Below are 15629 nucleotides of genomic sequence, written 5' to 3' on the forward strand. Positions count from 1 at the left end.
TCATCCGGCCTCCGATCCGGTCGCGGCCGGCCTCTCCGGGTCCGCCGACCAGTTCGACCACGAGCCGGCGTACAGCACCGCCGGACGCCGCCGGTCGGACAGGCCCGCGTGCTCCAACGCGAGCAGGACCGAACATGCGGTCACGCCCGACCCGCAGTACGCCCCGACCGGGCCTGCCGCATCGACGCCCAGGTCGGCGAAGTGCTTCGCCAGCTCCGCAGGGGACCGCCACCGGCCGGACTCCGCCACGTGCGCCGCGAACGGCGCGTTCAGCGCGCCCGGAATGTGCCCGGCCCGCGGATCCACCGGCTCGACGTCGCCGCGGTAGCGCTCCGGCGCACGGGCGTCCAGCAGCGTGCCTTCCCTGGCGAGCCGGGCAGCGGCGTCCGCGTCCACCACCGGCATCGAGCCCGGCCGGACCCGGAAGTCGCCCTCCGCGGGCTGCGGCAGGTCCGTCGTCGTGGTTCGCCCCGCCGCCACCCAGGCCGCGTAGCCGCCGTCGAGCACCGCCACCGACTCGTGCCCCGCCCAACGCAGCAGCCACCAAGCGCGGGCCGCCACCGAACCGTTGTCCGCGTCGTAGACGACCACCGGGCGCTCGGCGTCGACGCCCGCCCTGCGGAACACCGCCTCCAGGTCGGCCGGGTCGGGCAGCGGGTGGCGCCCCTCGGGGCCTGGTTCGGCCGCGAGCTCGGCGTCCAGATCGACGAACACCGCACCGGGCAGATGCCCCTTTTCGTAGTCCTCCCGGCCCGGCGGCCCGAGCAGCGACCACCGGACGTCGAGGAGCGTCGGGGGCGGCTGCCGCCGCAACGCGGCCATGAGATCATCAGTACTGATCAAAGGATGCATGACGGCCCTTTCGTAGCCCGGCGACGAGGTCTGTCGGAAATCCTGGAAGTCAACTCCCGGACCACTGACCGCTGTCGCCCGGGGCGACTAGCATCGTGGTTGGGACTGAATGGGGAGCCGACGTGAACGATCTCATCGATACCACTGAGATGTACCTCCGCACCATCTACGACCTCGAAGAAGAGGGCGTGGTTCCGCTCCGGGCCCGCATCGCCGAACGGTTGGAGCAGAGCGGCCCCACGGTGAGCCAGACGGTCGCCCGCATGGAACGCGACGGGCTGCTGACCGTCGCCGAGGACCGCCACCTCGAGCTCACCAAGGCCGGCCGCGCCCGCGCGATCAGCGTGATGCGCAAGCACCGCCTCGCCGAACGGCTTCTCGTCGACGTGATCGGCCTCGAGTGGGAGCACGTCCACAATGAAGCGTGCCGCTGGGAGCACGTGATGAGCGAAGCCGTCGAGCGCAAGCTCGTCAAGCTGCTCGGTGGTCCCACGACCTCTCCCTACGGCAACCCGATCCCGGGGCTCGACGAGCTCGGCGTGGACCACGTCGAGGCGCCGGCCGACGGCGACCTGCAGCGGGTCGACGAGATCGCCCGCAACGGCGGGGGCCGCGCAGTCATCCGCCGCATCGCCGAGCACGTCCAGCTCGACCCCGACCTGATGACCGAACTGAAGGACGTCGGCGTCGTGCCGGGCAACGAGGTGGAGATCATGTCGGTGGTCGGGCCGAACAAGCCGATCGAGGTCCGCGGCCAGAACGGCAGCACCGAGCTGTCGGTCAGCATCGCGCACGCGGTCATGGTGCGCACCAAGTGAATCCGGCGGACCGCGCGGCGGCGTTGTTCGCCGACGAGCACGGCGGCGCGGCGAGCGCGGTCTGGTCCGCCCCTGGGCGGGTGAACCTGATCGGGGAGCACACCGACTACAACGACGGGTTCGTGCTCCCCTTCGCCCTGCCGCACCGCACCGCCGTCGCGATCCGTCCCCGTCCCGACCGGCTCCTCTCCGTCGCCACTCTCGGCAGCGACGGACGAGTGCACCGCGCGCCCGTCGTGTCGATCGACGAGCTGAGCCCCGGCACCACCACCGGCTGGGTCGCCTACCCGGCCGGCGTCGCATGGGCCCTGCGCGAGGCCGGGTTCCCGCTCGGCGGCGCCGACCTGGTGATCGTCGGCGAGGTGCCGACCGGTGCCGGCCTGTCGTCCTCCCACGCCCTGGAATGCGCGGTGGCGCTGGCGCTGCTCGACACCGCGCGGCTGGCGCCTGGCGAGCCGAACGCCCCTAGCCTGGGCGAGATCGCGCGCCTGGTCCAGCGTGCGGAGAACGATTTCGCCGGGGCGCCGACCGGCCTGCTCGACCAGACCGCGTCGCTGGCCTGCACCGCGGAACATGCGCTGTTCTACGACGTCCGCTCCGGCGACTCCGAGCAGATCCCGTTCGATCCCCGCAGCGCCGGCCTGGAGCTGCTGGTGATCGACACTCGCGTGAAGCACTCGCACAGCGAGTCCGGTTACGGACAGCGGCGGCAGGGCTGCGAACGCGCGGCGGAACTGCTGGGGATCAAAGCACTTCGCGACGTGCCCGGCGATGACCTCGCGACGACCCTGCCGAAGCTTCCGGAAGAACTCCGACCGCTTGTCCGGCACGTCGTCACCGAGAACGGCCGGGTGCTGGCCACTGTGGACGAACTCCGCGCCGGGCGGTACGCCGAGATCGGCCCGCTGCTGATCGCCTCCCACACCAGCCTCCGCGACGACTACCGGGTTTCCAGCCCCGAGCTGGACCTCGTGGTGGACAGCGCGTTGGCCGCCGGTGCGCTGGGCTCCCGGATGATCGGCGGCGGCTTCGGCGGCTCGGCGATCGCGCTGGTGCGGGTCGACGACAGGCACCGCATCGAGCGCGCTGTCCGGGACGCTTTCGAGGGGCGGCACCTCGCGGCGCCCCGCTTGTTCACAGCGGTACCCTCCGCCGGTGCGGGGCGGGACCGGTGACCACCGGGCGACCGCTCCCGCCTGCCGGTTGACGGCGCCCTCAGAAGATCTCCCACGGAAGGCAGTACGCAGGTGAAGCTCCTCGTCACAGGCGGCGCAGGCTACGTCGGAAGCGTGTGCGCGGCGCGCTTGGTGGAAGCCGGCCACGAGGTCGTCGTGGTCGACGACCTGTCCACCGGGCACGCCGACGCGATCCCGGACGGCTGCAAGTTCGTCGAGGCCGACATCTCGACGGCGGCGAGCGAGCTGCTCTCGGAGCCGTTCGACGGCGTGCTGCACTTCGCGGCGAAGTCGCTGGTCGGCGAATCCATGCAGGATCCGCAGAAGTACTGGCAGGGCAACGTGGTCACCTCGCTGCGGCTGCTGGACGCGATGCGCGAGCACGGCACGCCGCGGCTGGTGTTCTCCTCCACCGCCGCGACCTACGGCGAGCCGGAGGTCACGCCGATCACCGAGGACACCGCGACGCGCCCGACGAACACCTACGGCGCGACGAAGCTGGCGATCGACCACGCGATCACGTCCTACGCCGCCGCCCACGGCATCGGCGCGGTCAGCCTGCGGTACTTCAACGTCGCCGGCGCGCACGGGGCGTTCGGCGAGCGGCACACGGTCGAGACGCACCTGATCCCGATCGTGCTGCAGGTCGCGCTCGGCCAGCGGGAGCAGGTGCAGATCTTCGGCGAGGACTGGCCCACCGCCGACGGCACCTGCGTCCGCGACTACATCCACGTCACCGACCTCGCCGACGCCCACCTGCTGGCGCTGGAGAGCGCAGCCCCGGGCCGGCACCGGATCTACAACCTCGGCAACGGCACCGGCTTCTCCGTCAAGCAGGTGATCGACACCTGTCGCGAGGTGACCGGCCACCCGATCCCGGCGAAGGTCGCGCCGCGCCGGGCCGGTGACCCGGCGACGCTGGTGGCGTCGAGCCAGCGCGCGCGGGAGGAACTGGGCTGGACGCCGCGGCGCGCCGACCTCGAGGTGATCGTGCGGGACGCTTGGGAGTTCACCCGGCAGCGCCAGGGATCCTGAACGCCGCCAAGGCATTTCGCTTCGGATCGTCTCATCGTGATTCATCACCAGGCTCCGTCCTCTTCAAGCATGATCTGGGCATCTTCGGCGGCGTCGCGGGCGATGACCGCCAGGTCGGCCGGTGAGATGCCGGCTTCGATGGCCTGCCGCAGCAGGATCCCGAGCCGGTGGTCGGGTTGGGCCCGCTCGATCCGCTCCAATGCGGCACCGGCCAGCACCCCTTCGCCCCGCAGGTAGGCGGAGAACGCCAGCAACGCGGCGACCTCGGGCAGTTCCGGGTCGGGGGCCTTGCGGACCAGGGTCAGCCACAGCTCTTCGGCTGCCCTGGCCGCATCGCCCAGCGCTGTGCCCAGGGCGATGTCGCGGACCCTGGTGTCGGACACCGCGACCAGCACGCGCAGCAGGTCGTCCTCGGTGAGCGCGGCACCGGCGCCGACGCGCTCGATCGCCGCGAAGACGGTCCGGACGTCGCGGGCGACCTTTCCCGGGTCGTAGCCCTCGGCGCGTTCCTCGGCCAGCAGGTCGAGCTTCGCCGACCAGCGCGCCAAGACCTCGTCGGACTCCGGCGCGACGAGCGTCCGCAGCTCATCGCGGCTGCCGAAGGTCACCGCCCCCTCCGCGGCCAGCGCCGCGCCGACCGCGGAACCCCTCGGATCGGCGATCACACCGGAGCAGCCCGGATCGGCGTAGCACTCCCACTCGGCACCGGCTCGGATCTCCGGCACCCACAACGCGTGGGCCGTCACGACCCCGGCGCGGTGGAACGCGTCGCGGATCACTTCGATCAGGTCGGCGTGCGGCGGACCGGTATCGCGATCATCCACTGTGGATCGTTCGAGGCTTTCGCACCGCCCGCCGCAGGCGTCGCCGCAGGCCGCGGTGCTGGTTTTCTCCCCGACGACGACCAGGATCACGGCTTCTATCCGCCGCTGGCCCAATGGCCCGTCGAGCAGGTGCTCGCCGAAGCCGCAAACACCCATCGGGCATGGCAGATCGGTGCGCAGCGTCACGCCGAACGTCGGCGTTTCCGCCACGTCGTGCAGGGTCAGCACGACCAGCGAATGCGCCGGGTGGAACCCGAGCATGTGCGGCACGGCGGCGATCAGGTCGGCGGGCTCGGTCAGCGCGATGGTGGCGTTGAGTCGTGTTGTCATGCCGCAACGATCGACGCCGAACCCGCGTCGACGAAAGGGCATTTTCGGAATTTGTGGACAGATCCGTCCGCTGTGGACAACTCGGCCGACATAGGCCGAAATATCCACTATGGAGTGACGATCAGCCGGGCCAATCGCATCACTACTTCGACGCTAACTCTCCGTTTCCACGCCTCAATCGCGAATCTTCGTCGCGATCGGCCTACTCGACCGACCCGACGATCGGCAGCCGGAACCGAGTGCGGGACAGGTCGAGCTCCAGCCCGGCACCCGGCTTCGGGCGCAACGTGAAGTCGTGGTCGCTGGACAGCACGACGATCCCGAGCCGGTGCCCCGGCGCGAACACGTAGTCGTCGGGCTGCATCACCACGTTGATCGAGTAGTTCTTCCCCGGCTCGATCGGCGACGTCCGGTCGATCGCGTGCCGGTTCTGCGGATCCGCCCAGCCCCGGGTGACCACCGTGACCGCGCCGTCCGGCGCCTGGTCCACCAGCAGCGCCGTCACGTTGGCGGCCGGCCGGTCGAAGGTCAGCGCCAGCTCGGCCCGAACCGTGCCGCTGACCCGGGCCGGAGCCGCCAACGGGGAGCCGAAGTAGGCGAGCCGGTCCGGCGAACTCGGCGCCGCCGCCAGGTCTTCCGCCAACTGGCCCGCGTCGTCGCGCAGACCCTCCGAAACCCGGCCCGGAACCCGCGCGGCCGTGAGCCCGCCTCGCTCGGGGCCACCCGGGGCGGGCCGCAAGGTCACCTCGCGGGCGTCCGGCGCAGGCCACTCTGCCTCGTCCGCCCAGCTGCCGTCCTCCCGCTGCACGGTGGCCCTCGGCTCGCCCTCGACGCCGTTGGGCACGTCGTACAGGTACCGGGTGAACCACCGGTTCAACGTGCGAAGCCACTCCTGCTCCCGCAGCCGGAGCGGATCGGTGTGCCCCGACTGGTGCCACCAGATCTTGTGCGGCACATCGTGTTCCCGCAGCGCCGCGTACCACTGCGCGGCCTGCCGGGTCTTGACGTTCCAGTCGTTGAGCCCGTGCACGGACAGCACCGCGGCATGGACCTTGTCGACGTCGTCGAGGTAGTTCCGCTCGTCCCAGAACGGGCTGTAGTCGCCGGTGATCCGGTCCTGGTCCGCCGTGAGCTGGTCGAGCACCGTCCGGCACGGCTCCCGGTCCGCCCGGGTGTGCACGTACTTGGCCAGCACGTCGGCGTCCTCGCCCTGGTAGCCGCCGGGCGCCACCACCGCTCCGTCGGAGCGGTAGTAGTCGTACCAGTTCGAGATCGCGCCGATCGGCACGATCGCCTCCAGCCCTTCGACGCCCGTGCTGGCCACCGCGTTCGGCAGGGTTCCGTTGTAGGAGACGCCCATCATGCCGACCTTGCCGGTCGCCCAGGCCGCCTCGACCGGCGCGCCGGAGGCGTCGTGCCCGGGTGCGCGGGAGTTCAGCCAGTCGACCACCGACTTGGCGCCGATCGTCTCGTTCTCGGCACCGGTGGTCGGGCAACCGGTGGACAGCCCGGTGCCCAGCGATTCCCCGTACACCACCGCATATCCCCTGGCCAGCAGGTATTCCTCGTAGGCCCAGCTGATGTCGGCTGCCGCCGCGACGCGTTCGTCACCGCCGGCGGTGCGGATGGTCCGGTTGCCCGGTTTCTCGGGCACGTGCAGCTCGGTGTCGACGTTGTGGTTCGGGACGTCGTTCCCGCCGGAGAAGTACGGACTGGCCTGGTAGACGACCGGCACCCGCAGGCCTTGCGCCGTTTCCGCCGGCCGCACCACCTGGACGTGCACGACGTCGTCCTGCCCGTCGCGATCGCTGTCCACCGGCGCGGTGACGAACAGGTCCTCGCGCACCGCCTGCGCCGGGTCGAACACCGGTTGTGCCTCGCCGTCCTGGAACACCGGGCCCTGCGGTGGTTCCGCGAGAGCCGGCATCCCGGTGAGCGGCAGGACGCAAACCGCCGCCAGCAGACCCATCCGAACGCGTCGCATGCAGGCTCCCGGGGACCGGAGGGAAATCGACACCAGCACTTTTCTTACAGCGGAACGCGAAGTCAAACACTCCCCCGGCGGGTTTACGCCAGAACCCACCGCGTGCCGCCCAGTAGAGTCGGAGCGGGGAGCCGGAACCGAACCCGCGAGGAGCGAGCATGTCCATTCCGTCCAGCCTGTTGACCTCGGCCGGATTGATCGGCGGCTTCGCGGTCGCCCGCGCGACCAAGCACCGGCACTGGGGCGGTGTGGTGGCCGCGGGCGCCGGCCTGGGCGCGATGGAGGTGTGCCGCCGCCGGACCGGAGTGGCGCCGGCCCTCGCGCTGGGCGCAACCTACACGGCGGCGTTGGCCGGCTCGCACCCGCTGGCCAAGAAGGTCGGTGCCTGGCCGTCGGTGTTCGCCGTCACCGGCGCGACAGCCGTCGCCGCTCACCTGCTGGCAAAGCGCCGCGGGTGAGCACCAGCAGCACCACCGGGATCGTCGCGATCACGACGAGCGCCACCACCAGCAACGTCCCCGCGGTGTGCGGCGGATGCACGGCGTGGAACGCCAGGTGCGGAACCGCCCAAACGAGGTTCGACGTCAACGCGACGTAGACCAGTGTCCGTTCCAGGAGCACCGCACCCGTGCCGAGCACCACGGCCATGGCGAGGTTCATCGCGCCGAAATCGCGGAAGAGGTGCTCGTTGAACGGCGGGTAGTCGCCCACCGTCGGCACCCGGCCGTAGAACGAATGCGGGAAGAACAACGTCCAGGAACCCACTGCGACGTGCACGAACGTCAGGAAGATCAAGCCTGTCCGCAGCCACGCGCGAACCGTCACCGCCCGGCCAGGAAGTCGTCGAAGGTGATGCGGCCGACGGCGTTGTCCGGGGCGAGGTGACCCCCTCGGCGGTAGGCGTCGAACGCCGCGACCGGCAACTTCACCGGCAGCAGGATTCGGCGGCGCCCGGTCGAATCCAGGTAGGCTCGGGTCAGGTCGCGATGACTGCGGACCTCCGGCCCGCCCATGTCCGCTACCCGGCCGGCCGGTGACCCGGCCGCGAGCTCGGCCAGGCGCTCCGCGACGTCGCGGACGTCGATGGGCTGGAAGCTCACCCCGGCGAGCATCGCGACCACCGGGGACCGGCGCTGCGCCGAGGTGATGCGGGCGATCAGGTCGTGGAACTGGGTGGTCCGCAGGATCGTCCACGGCAGCCCCGAGTTCGTCACCCGCTCCTCCGCTTCGAGCTTGGCGCGGTAGTACGGGATCGGCACCCGGTCCACGCCGACGATCGAGATGTAGACCAGGTGCGGAACGTCGTTGCGGCGCGCGGCATCGATCAGGCATTGGGTCGCCGCCACGTCCTTGCGCCCCAACGTGGTGGCGCAATGCACGATCGCGTCCACATCGGAGGTCGCCGCGTCGATGCCCGCTCCCGTGCGCAGATCCCCGGTCGCCCACCGGTGCTGGACGTTCGCGGGGCGCGGGCCGCGGCTGAGCACCCGCACTTCGTGCTCGGCGTCGAGCAGCTGCCGCACCACTGCCCTGCCCAACGTGCCCGTCCCGCCTGTCACCAGGATCGGCTTCTGCATTTACCCGTCCTTCCTGAGCTGGTCACCGGTAGGACGAGACGGCCCCGCCGGATGTGACAGGTCATCCGCCCGGCGAGGGTGCCACGGCTGCAGCACCCTCGCCGGAACCGACGCGGTCCGCACCGAATCGCCGATGCCTCTCGCCAGCGCACGAACGCTGCGACGAACAACCAGCTCAGAACCGCGTGCAGCAAGACGACTGCCCCGAGGCTACGTCCGGATGATGTCGTCCCCAACCGGCGCGAGCCGCCACAACGTCGTGACTTCGGCGGCTCGGGCGGCGTGCAGCGGATCGGTGGGGTCCCCGGCCTTCGGATGGCTCGGCCGGGCTTCCGATCTCCCGACGACGCGGAGCCCGGCCCCGCTGATGGCCTCGAGCAGGTCGTCTCGGGTGCGCAGTCCGAGGCGTTCGGCGAGATCCGAGAGGATCAGCCAAGCCTCGCCGCCCGGTTTCAGGTGTCCCGGCACCCCGGCGAGGAATTCCAGGAGCATCCGTCCTCCTGGGTCGTAAACGGCGTGGTCGAGCAGCGAATGGGGTTTCGCCGGCAGCCACGGCGGGTTGCACACGACAAGTTCCGCGCGCCCGGGCGGGAACAGGTCGGCCTGCACCGGCTCGATCCGCCCGGCGAGGCCCAGCCGCCCGGCGTTGTCCTCGGCGCACCGGACCGCCCGCGCCGAGGTGTCCGTGGCCACGACGCGTTCGACGCCGCGGCGGGCGAGCACCGCGGCCAGCACACCCGTCCCGGTGCCGATGTCGAAGGCGAGTTCCGCCGGGGGCATCGGGATTTCAGCGACCAGGTCCACGTACTCGCTTCGGGTGGGGGCGAAAACGCCGTAGTGCGGGTGGATTCGCGCGCCGAGCGCCGGGACCGGAACACCCTTCCGGCGCCATTCGCTAGCCCCGATCACGCCGAGCAACTCCCGCAGCGGGACCACGTACGGGGTGTCCGCCGGGCCGTACGCCTCCTGGCACGCCGTCCGGACATCCGGCGCGCGCCGCAGGTTCAACGCATGGCCGGGATCGAGTCGCACCAGAACCAGCGCCAGCGCGTGTGCTCGGCGCGCCTGCTGCTGTCGATGCAGCCGGAACGACTCGGCAGCGGACGAGCCGCCTCGCCGATTCCGCTGGAGGCGGCGAGACACGGCGCTGAGCAGTTGGCGCGCGTTGTGGAAGTCGCCGTGCCACAGCAAGCCCGTTCCTCGCGAGACCAACCGGTGCGCCTCGTTCGCGAACATCCGGTCATCCGCGTCGACGATCCGCGCCGGTGGGCGGGAACCGTTCGCCGAAAGCCAGCGGAGGACACCGCTTTCGGAAACGACGTGCTGCGGGCGCGCAGCACTGCTAGGGGAAAGATTCATGAACCGCTCCTGCTGATGCGGCCGAGCGCAGGTCAGTGACCTGCGAAAGGTGAGAAGTGGACGGCTTGCGCCCCAGCACCCGGCGAGCAACAGCGGAGTCGCTGGATCAGCACGAACATCCCGGCCAACGGGCACGGGCACGTCGATCGGCCGGTGGGGCAGCAGCCCGGAACTAACCGACCACAGCAGCATGAACGGGTGTCATCACGCCACGGAGTCTAGCCGGACGGCATGAGTGGCAGTGGCTCGCCAGGGCGGCCACCGCCACTCACGACCGCGGACTACTGGCTCGCGAGGCTCGGCTCCGCGGCAGGTTGCGCCGCGGGCCGCCGCCGACGGGCGAGGTCGGGCAGGAGCGTGACGATGCCGAGCGCAGCCAGGGCAGCGCCCAGCCAGAGCGGCGCTCGCAGGCCGAATCCGTCGATGACCAGCCCGCCGATCCAGGACCCGATGATCACGCCGAGCGTGATGAAGGACGAGTGCACCGTGTTGACCAGCGGCCGGGCGTTGCCGGTGCGCTGCACTCGGGTGATCATCGCCGGGTTCATGGTGACCCCGACCAGGCCGATGCCGAGCATGAAGACGACCGCGGGCACGCTGAGGTGCGCCAGCAGCGCGAAGCCGATGAGGAAGCCCGCGTTCAGGACCAGCCCGCCGAGCAGGACCGGGATCGTGTACCGGTCGGCGAGGCGTCCGACGATCGTGTTGCCGACCACCGTGGCGGCGCCGTAGGCGACGAGCAGCAGCGGGACGGCGCCGGTGCTGAACCCGGTGACCTGGGTGAGGATCGGGTTGAAATAGCTGAAGGCGGCGAAGGTGGCGCCGATGATGAGCGTGCTGGTGGTCAGCACCAGCCACAGCTTCGGCTTGCGGAACGCGACGAGCTCCTGCCGGAAGTTCCCCTCATCGCCGGCTCGCCCCAGCTTCGGCACGCCGAGCGCGGTGCACAGCGCGGCGATGACGGCGAGCGCGGCGATGGCCCAGAACGCCGCCCGCCAGCCGAACCGCTCACCGACCAATGTGGACAGCGGCATGCCCAGCAAGGTGCCGAGCATCAGGCCGTTCATCACGACCGCGATGGCCCGACCGCGCACCTCCGGGCGGGTCAGCTGCGCGCTGAGCGAGATGGCGATCCCGAAGAACGCCTGGGAAGCCACGCCGGTCACGATGCGGGCCACCAGCATGAGGCTGTAGCCGGTGGCGGTGGCCGCGAGCAGGTTGCCCGCGAGGAAGATCGCGAACAGGGCCAGCAGTGCGAGTTTCGGGCTCGTCTTCAGCAGCGCGACGGTCAGGAACGGTCCGCCGAAGGCCATCGCCGCCGCGAAGGCCGTGATGAGATAGCCGATCTGCGGGATGGTGGCCGAAAGTCCCTCGGCCATCTGCGGCATCAGCCCGGCGACCACGAATTCGCTGGTCACCATGGCGAAGATGCCAAGGGCGAGTATGTAGACGGCGCGTGGCATGACGCTCTCCATATTTTGGATTGATCAGTTCAAAATTTGGGCATGAAAAGACTCGCGGTGGACGAACGCGATTTCAGCGGGCCAACGCGTCCATGGCGGTTTCGGCGATGGACTCGAGGACGGCCCGATCGGCACCGGCCTGCCCGGCGATCCGCATGCCGCCGATCACCGCGTTGAGGAAGCGGGCCAGCGAATCGGCATCGCGCGCGGACGCGATCCCGCCATCCCGCTGCCCCGCCTCGATCACGGCCCGCAGGGCGGCCAGCCGCGCCTCGGTGTCGCGATCGAGCAGCTTCGCGGTCTCCGGATCGCGCCCGGCGAGCTCAACGGTGGAGTTGACCGTCAGGCAACCGAAGCTGCGCCCGTCGCGGCGGTTCTCCAGCTCGGTATCGACGATCACGGCGAGCAGCGCGCGGATGCGATCCACCTCGGATCGCCCGGAATCCTCCAGGATCGCGAGCTGAACGGCCGAGGTCGTGTTGATGTAGCGGGTCAGCGCGCGCATGAACAGGTCGTGCTTGCTGCTGAAGGTGTTGTAGATGCTGCTGCGCCCGAGACCGGTCGCCTCGCACAGGTCCTGCGTGGAGGTGGCCTCGTAGCCATTCGCCCAGAAGGTGCGCATCGCCGCTTCCAGCGCTCGCTCCTCGTCGAACAACCTCGGTCGTGCCATGCGGAGACCCTATCAATTTTTGGAACGCTCTGTCCAATACTGGTCGGGCGGGACACCCGGTCCGCTCGGCGAGAGGCGGAACGCGGCCCTGTCACATCCGCCCGGCCGATCTCGTCTGTTGCACGAACGCCGGATTTCGCCCGACTCGGGAGGGCAGCAGATGAGAACCCGCAGACACGCCTTCATCACGACGATCACCGTCCTGGGGGCGGCCATGATGGTGATCCTCGGCGCCTGGTGCCGCTTCGCGCCCGCGAGCTTCGCGCAGTGGGCCAACTGGCCCAACCACGAGCACTTCCTCCACGACGCCGGGGTCTTCCAGATCGGCATCGGTCTGATGATGCTCGCTGCGCTGTGGTGGCGCGACGTCCTCGCCGTCGTGCTAGCGGGCTTCGCGCTCACCAACATCCTGCATGCGATCAACCACATGCTCGACACGGGCGGCGGCCACCCGTCCGACGGGTGGTCCCTGCTGGCCGTTTCGGCCATCGCCGCGGTCGCGCTCGTGGCCCGGGTGCGCAGCCTGCGCCGCTCGACGACCAGAACGGAGATCTGACATGAGAATCGTGCTCGCCGGTGCAACGGCGACGATCAGCTCCGAGCTGCTCCCCCTGCTTCTCTCCGCGGGCCATACCGTGCTCGGACTCACCCGCACGACCAGCGGAGCCGAACGCCTGCGCGCCGCCGGGGTCCAACCCGTGGTCGCAGACGTGATGGATGCGGACGCGCTGCTCACCGCCCTCGATGGGCGAACCGCCGACGCGGTGATCCACCAGGCCACGGCGATCACCCGCACGCCGACGTTCCACCGCGATCTCTACGCCACCGATGCACTGCGCGAGGAAGGCACACGCAACCTGCTGCGCGCGGCGAGGAGCCTGGGCGCAACCCGTTTCATCACGCAGTCGTTCTTCCTCGGCTACGGCTGGCGCGACCACGGCCCGGCCCGCCTCACCGAGGAGCACCCGTACGGGCAGCCCGGTCGCGGCGCATTCGACCGCCACCTGCGATCGCTTCGGTCCAATGAGGACCAGGCGCTCGGCGCGGCGGGCATCGACGGCATCGCGCTGCGCTACGGCTTGTTCTACGGCCCCGAGCGGTCCACCCTCTCGATGATGGACATGGCCCGCCGACGCCGGCTTCCGGTGCCCCGCCCGGCGGGGACCATGCACCTCATCCACATCGCCGACGCGGCCTCCGCGACGATCGCCGCGCTCGAACGCGGCCGCGCCGGCCATGCCTACAACATCGTCGACGACGAGCCCGTCGGCATGGACGACTACCTCGACGCCGTGGCGGCCGCCGTCGGCGCACCCGTTCCGCGGCGGATTCCCGGCTGGCTGCTGCGCGTCACCCCCTACCTGCATTCCCTGCTGGTCGGCACGCACATCCGGCTGGACAACGGCAAGGCCAAGCGCGAGCTGGGCTGGGCGCCGCAGTTCCCGACGTACCGGGAAGGCCTGCGGTCGGTAGCCGCCTGACCCGAACCGCCCTCCGCTGGACGGGGGTTCGCATGAGCCGGAACTCGCTGACTCGCGCGGGCCTCGGCTACGGGATCACCAGTGGGAGCGGGGAACCGAACGGCTCCCCGCTCCCCCGATCAGGCGAGCGCGTGTCCGGTGGTCGCCGTGATGTGGCCAGGGATCCGGTCGTGCCGGTCGCCGACGTTCGACGTCCCGGTCGGCTCGAGCATCAGGATGGACGCACCGCCGGTCGAGAACGGGCGGTGCTCGACGCCGCGGGGGACGACGAAGACCGATCCTCGGGGCAGGGTGACGACACGCTCGCCGCCGGCGTCACGCAGCCCGATGCCCAGTTCTCCTTCCAGGACGAGGAAGAACTCGTCGGTGTGGTCATGGCTGTGCCAAACGAACTCGCCGGCCACCTTGGCGATCCGGACGTCGTAATCGTTGACCTGCGTGACGATCCTGGGGCTCCACAGGGCATCGAAGGCCCCCAGCGCGGCTTGCAGGTCGATCGGTTCATCACTCACGACGCGATCCTGTCCGGCGGCGAGTCGCTGCGGGAGTGCTAGGAATTGCACATGCCGCAAGGATCCTCGCACCGGGTGGCCGTGATCGTCGACGAGGGCTCGAACCCGTTCGAGCTGGGCGTGGCCACGGAACTGTTCGGATTGCGCCGCCCCGAGCTGGACCGACCGTGGTATGAGTGCACGCTTTGCGCGGCCGAACCGGTGGTGCGCATGCACCGTGGGCTGTTCACGATGTCCGGGGTGGCGACCCTGGAAGCGGTCGAGGCGGCCGACACCGTGATCGTCCCGAACAGGCCCGATCCCGAGGTGACGCCGGCACCTGCGGTGCTGCAGGCCATCCGGCGGGCCGCCGAGCGGGGAGCCCGGTTGGTGAGCTTCTGCACCGGGACCTTCGCGCTGGCCGCGGCAGGCGTTCTCGACGGTCGCCGGGCGACGACGCACTGGCGGTGGGCCGAGTTGTTCGCCGCCCGCTACCCGGCAGTCCGGCTGGAGCCGGATGTTCTGTACGTGGACGATGGCGATGTCCTGACCGCAGCGGGCAGCGCTGCCGCGCTGGACCTCGGCCTGCACCTCATCCGCCGCGACCACGGCGCCGAGATCGCGAATGCGGTGAGCCGCCGACTGGTGTTCGCCGCGCACCGCGATGGCGGCCAGCAGCAGTTCATCGAACGGCCGGTCGCGGCCGTGCCGGACGCATCCCTGGGCCCGGTGCTGGCCTGGGCACAGCGACGGCTCGACCAGCCGATGGCGGTGGCCGACCTGGCCGAACGAGCCGCGGTGAGCCCGGCGACGCTGCACCGCAGGTTCCAGGTCGAGTTGGGAACCACGCCGCTGGAGTGGCTCACCTCCGAGCGCGTGGCGCTGGCCTGCCGGTTGATCGAGCGCGGCGAGCTCCGGCTCGACCGCGTGGCCGCAGCGAGCGGGTTGGGGACGGCAGCCAACCTGCGGGCCCAGATGCGTCGCCGGACCGGCCTCACGCCCACTGCGTACCGCGGGAAGTTCGGCCTCACCGCACCAACCGGCGGAGAACCCGGGCAACGAACAAATGGCGAGCGGTAGCCCCGTGCTCCGCGCTACCGTCGAGTGCACCGCCAACCGCTGCCCGTCCTGGAGAACCCGTGCCGCCTGAACGCCTCTTCGAGATCCAAATCGGCTTCTACGCGACCGAAGAAGACACAGCGCGGCTCACCGAAGGATGGACCCGGCTGCTGGACGGCCGCGCAGTGCCGTACCAGCTCTCCGTTGCGCGCCAGGAGAACTCGGCGGCCATGCCGCTCGCCGAGTTCTACGAGGACCTCCCCCGGCAATGGGGGTTCGGGCACCCTGAAGCCGACCCCGGATCCCGGCGCATCCACCAGGTCCGGGTCGGCCTGCTCACCTCCCGCCCGCAGATGGACGTCCTCAGGGACGAGCTCACCCGCGTCATCTGCTCGGACCCCGAGCACAACTCGCCCTGCGCGGTGCCGTGGGAGTCCGGCTACACCGACAGCGAGGAGAGCCCGGACACGGCCGAAGACCTGAACGAGCGGTACGGGCACCTTCGCTGAAC

General features: G+C 70.5%; 17 protein-coding genes. 8 read left to right on the forward strand and 9 right to left on the reverse strand.

Annotated elements, in window-relative coordinates:
- Positions 1 to 852 carry a sulfurtransferase gene (locus AB0H93_RS09740; RefSeq protein ID WP_358570127.1) on the reverse strand — a complete coding sequence of 284 codons (852 nt, stop codon included), beginning with the start codon at positions 850 to 852 and terminating at the stop codon, positions 1 to 3.
- Positions 853 to 974: 122 nt separating this feature from the next.
- Between AB0H93_RS09740 and AB0H93_RS09745 the strand changes: the two genes are divergently transcribed.
- The 3 genes from AB0H93_RS09745 to galE all read left to right on the forward strand — a co-directional run bounded on the left by AB0H93_RS09745 (position 975) and on the right by galE (position 3880).
- The gene (locus tag AB0H93_RS09745) at positions 975 to 1670 is read left to right on the forward strand and encodes a metal-dependent transcriptional regulator (RefSeq protein ID WP_132482934.1); all 696 of its coding nucleotides are present in this window, start codon (positions 975 to 977) and stop codon (positions 1668 to 1670) included.
- Positions 1667 to 2845, forward strand: coding sequence for a galactokinase (gene galK, locus AB0H93_RS09750; RefSeq protein ID WP_358570131.1), 1179 nt, complete (start codon positions 1667 to 1669; stop codon positions 2843 to 2845). The genes AB0H93_RS09745 and galK overlap by 4 nt, the downstream gene beginning before the upstream one ends.
- Positions 2846 to 2917: 72 nt before the next feature.
- Positions 2918 to 3880 carry a UDP-glucose 4-epimerase GalE gene (gene galE, locus AB0H93_RS09755; protein WP_358570134.1) on the forward strand — a complete coding sequence of 321 codons (963 nt, stop codon included), beginning with the start codon at positions 2918 to 2920 and terminating at the stop codon, positions 3878 to 3880.
- A 44-nt stretch (positions 3881 to 3924) separates the two neighbouring features.
- On the opposite strand, the gene AB0H93_RS09760 is transcribed toward galE, so the two are convergent.
- Positions 3925 to 5034 (reverse strand): DUF4192 domain-containing protein, encoded by a 1110-nt coding sequence (locus AB0H93_RS09760; protein ID WP_358570137.1) that lies wholly within the window; start codon positions 5032 to 5034, stop codon positions 3925 to 3927.
- A 202-nt stretch (positions 5035 to 5236) separates the two neighbouring features.
- A complete protein-coding gene (locus AB0H93_RS09765) occupies positions 5237 to 7018 on the reverse strand; it encodes a Xaa-Pro dipeptidyl-peptidase (protein ID WP_358570139.1) in 1782 nt (593 codons plus the stop codon).
- Positions 7019 to 7176: 158 nt separating this feature from the next.
- Here AB0H93_RS09765 and AB0H93_RS09770 point away from each other — a divergent pair, with 158 nt between their 5' ends.
- The gene (locus tag AB0H93_RS09770) at positions 7177 to 7476 is read left to right on the forward strand and encodes a hypothetical protein (protein WP_093265065.1); all 300 of its coding nucleotides are present in this window, start codon (positions 7177 to 7179) and stop codon (positions 7474 to 7476) included.
- Here the strand turns inward: AB0H93_RS09770 and AB0H93_RS09775 are convergent.
- From AB0H93_RS09775 to AB0H93_RS09795, 5 genes are all read right to left on the reverse strand, one after another.
- The gene (locus AB0H93_RS09775; RefSeq protein WP_358570142.1) at positions 7424 to 7813 is read right to left on the reverse strand and encodes a hypothetical protein; all 390 of its coding nucleotides are present in this window, start codon (positions 7811 to 7813) and stop codon (positions 7424 to 7426) included. The genes AB0H93_RS09770 and AB0H93_RS09775 overlap by 53 nt on opposite strands.
- Positions 7814 to 7839: 26 nt before the next feature.
- Complete coding sequence (locus tag AB0H93_RS09780) at positions 7840 to 8595, reverse strand: NAD(P)H-binding protein (protein ID WP_358570145.1); 756 nt, start codon at positions 8593 to 8595, stop codon at positions 7840 to 7842.
- A 210-nt stretch (positions 8596 to 8805) separates the two neighbouring features.
- Positions 8806 to 9954: a class I SAM-dependent methyltransferase gene (locus AB0H93_RS09785; RefSeq protein ID WP_358570148.1), complete on the reverse strand. Its 1149-nt coding sequence runs from the start codon at positions 9952 to 9954 to the stop codon at positions 8806 to 8808.
- A gap of 281 nt (positions 9955 to 10235) precedes the next feature.
- Positions 10236 to 11417 carry an MFS transporter gene (locus AB0H93_RS09790; RefSeq protein WP_358570151.1) on the reverse strand — a complete coding sequence of 394 codons (1182 nt, stop codon included), beginning with the start codon at positions 11415 to 11417 and terminating at the stop codon, positions 10236 to 10238.
- A 73-nt stretch (positions 11418 to 11490) separates the two neighbouring features.
- Positions 11491 to 12087, reverse strand: a complete 597-nt coding sequence (locus AB0H93_RS09795; RefSeq protein ID WP_358570154.1) for a TetR/AcrR family transcriptional regulator — start codon at positions 12085 to 12087, stop codon at positions 11491 to 11493.
- A gap of 160 nt (positions 12088 to 12247) precedes the next feature.
- Between AB0H93_RS09795 and AB0H93_RS09800 the strand changes: the two genes are divergently transcribed.
- Together AB0H93_RS09800 and AB0H93_RS09805 are read left to right on the forward strand one after the other, a co-directional pair.
- Positions 12248 to 12643: a hypothetical protein gene (locus AB0H93_RS09800; protein ID WP_358570157.1), complete on the forward strand. Its 396-nt coding sequence runs from the start codon at positions 12248 to 12250 to the stop codon at positions 12641 to 12643.
- A gap of 1 nt (position 12644) precedes the next feature.
- The gene (locus AB0H93_RS09805; protein WP_358570160.1) at positions 12645 to 13568 is read left to right on the forward strand and encodes an NAD(P)-dependent oxidoreductase; all 924 of its coding nucleotides are present in this window, start codon (positions 12645 to 12647) and stop codon (positions 13566 to 13568) included.
- Positions 13569 to 13687: 119 nt separating this feature from the next.
- Here the strand turns inward: AB0H93_RS09805 and AB0H93_RS09810 are convergent, their stop codons facing one another.
- On the reverse strand, positions 13688 to 14080 hold the full coding sequence (locus tag AB0H93_RS09810; RefSeq protein ID WP_358570163.1) for a cupin domain-containing protein: 393 nt from the start codon (positions 14078 to 14080) through the stop codon (positions 13688 to 13690).
- A 51-nt stretch (positions 14081 to 14131) separates the two neighbouring features.
- On the opposite strand from AB0H93_RS09810, the gene AB0H93_RS09815 reads away from it, so the two are divergent.
- Both AB0H93_RS09815 and AB0H93_RS09820 read left to right on the forward strand, forming a co-directional pair.
- Positions 14132 to 15139 (forward strand): helix-turn-helix domain-containing protein, encoded by a 1008-nt coding sequence (locus tag AB0H93_RS09815; RefSeq protein WP_358570166.1) that lies wholly within the window; start codon positions 14132 to 14134, stop codon positions 15137 to 15139.
- Positions 15140 to 15198: 59 nt separating this feature from the next.
- The gene (locus AB0H93_RS09820; protein ID WP_358570169.1) at positions 15199 to 15627 is read left to right on the forward strand and encodes a hypothetical protein; all 429 of its coding nucleotides are present in this window, start codon (positions 15199 to 15201) and stop codon (positions 15625 to 15627) included.
- The last annotated feature ends 2 nt before the right edge of the window (positions 15628 to 15629 follow it).

Origin of the sequence: Saccharopolyspora sp. NPDC050642, assembly GCF_040654735.1 — a bacterium.
Lineage (GTDB): Bacteria > Actinomycetota > Actinomycetes > Mycobacteriales > Pseudonocardiaceae > Saccharopolyspora > Saccharopolyspora elongata.

What these genes read in the sequence shown, in the direction of transcription:
- AB0H93_RS09800 (WP_358570157.1), top strand. Translation starts at nt 12,248, where the DNA reads ATGAGAACCCGCAGACACGCCTTCATCACGACGATCACCGTCCTGGGG.
- AB0H93_RS09815 (WP_358570166.1), top strand. Translation starts at nt 14,132, where the DNA reads ATGCCGCAAGGATCCTCGCACCGGGTGGCCGTGATCGTCGACGAGGGC.
- AB0H93_RS09790 (WP_358570151.1), bottom strand. Translation starts at nt 11,417, where the DNA reads ATGCCACGCGCCGTCTACATACTCGCCCTTGGCATCTTCGCCATGGTG.
- AB0H93_RS09805 (WP_358570160.1), top strand. Translation starts at nt 12,645, where the DNA reads ATGAGAATCGTGCTCGCCGGTGCAACGGCGACGATCAGCTCCGAGCTG.
- AB0H93_RS09765 (WP_358570139.1), bottom strand. Translation starts at nt 7,018, where the DNA reads ATGCGACGCGTTCGGATGGGTCTGCTGGCGGCGGTTTGCGTCCTGCCG.
- AB0H93_RS09795 (WP_358570154.1), bottom strand. Translation starts at nt 12,087, where the DNA reads ATGGCACGACCGAGGTTGTTCGACGAGGAGCGAGCGCTGGAAGCGGCG.
- AB0H93_RS09780 (WP_358570145.1), bottom strand. Translation starts at nt 8,595, where the DNA reads ATGCAGAAGCCGATCCTGGTGACAGGCGGGACGGGCACGTTGGGCAGG.
- AB0H93_RS09785 (WP_358570148.1), bottom strand. Translation starts at nt 9,954, where the DNA reads ATGAATCTTTCCCCTAGCAGTGCTGCGCGCCCGCAGCACGTCGTTTCC.
- AB0H93_RS09760 (WP_358570137.1), bottom strand. Translation starts at nt 5,034, where the DNA reads ATGACAACACGACTCAACGCCACCATCGCGCTGACCGAGCCCGCCGAC.
- AB0H93_RS09740 (WP_358570127.1), bottom strand. Translation starts at nt 852, where the DNA reads ATGCATCCTTTGATCAGTACTGATGATCTCATGGCCGCGTTGCGGCGG.
- AB0H93_RS09770 (WP_093265065.1), top strand. Translation starts at nt 7,177, where the DNA reads ATGTCCATTCCGTCCAGCCTGTTGACCTCGGCCGGATTGATCGGCGGC.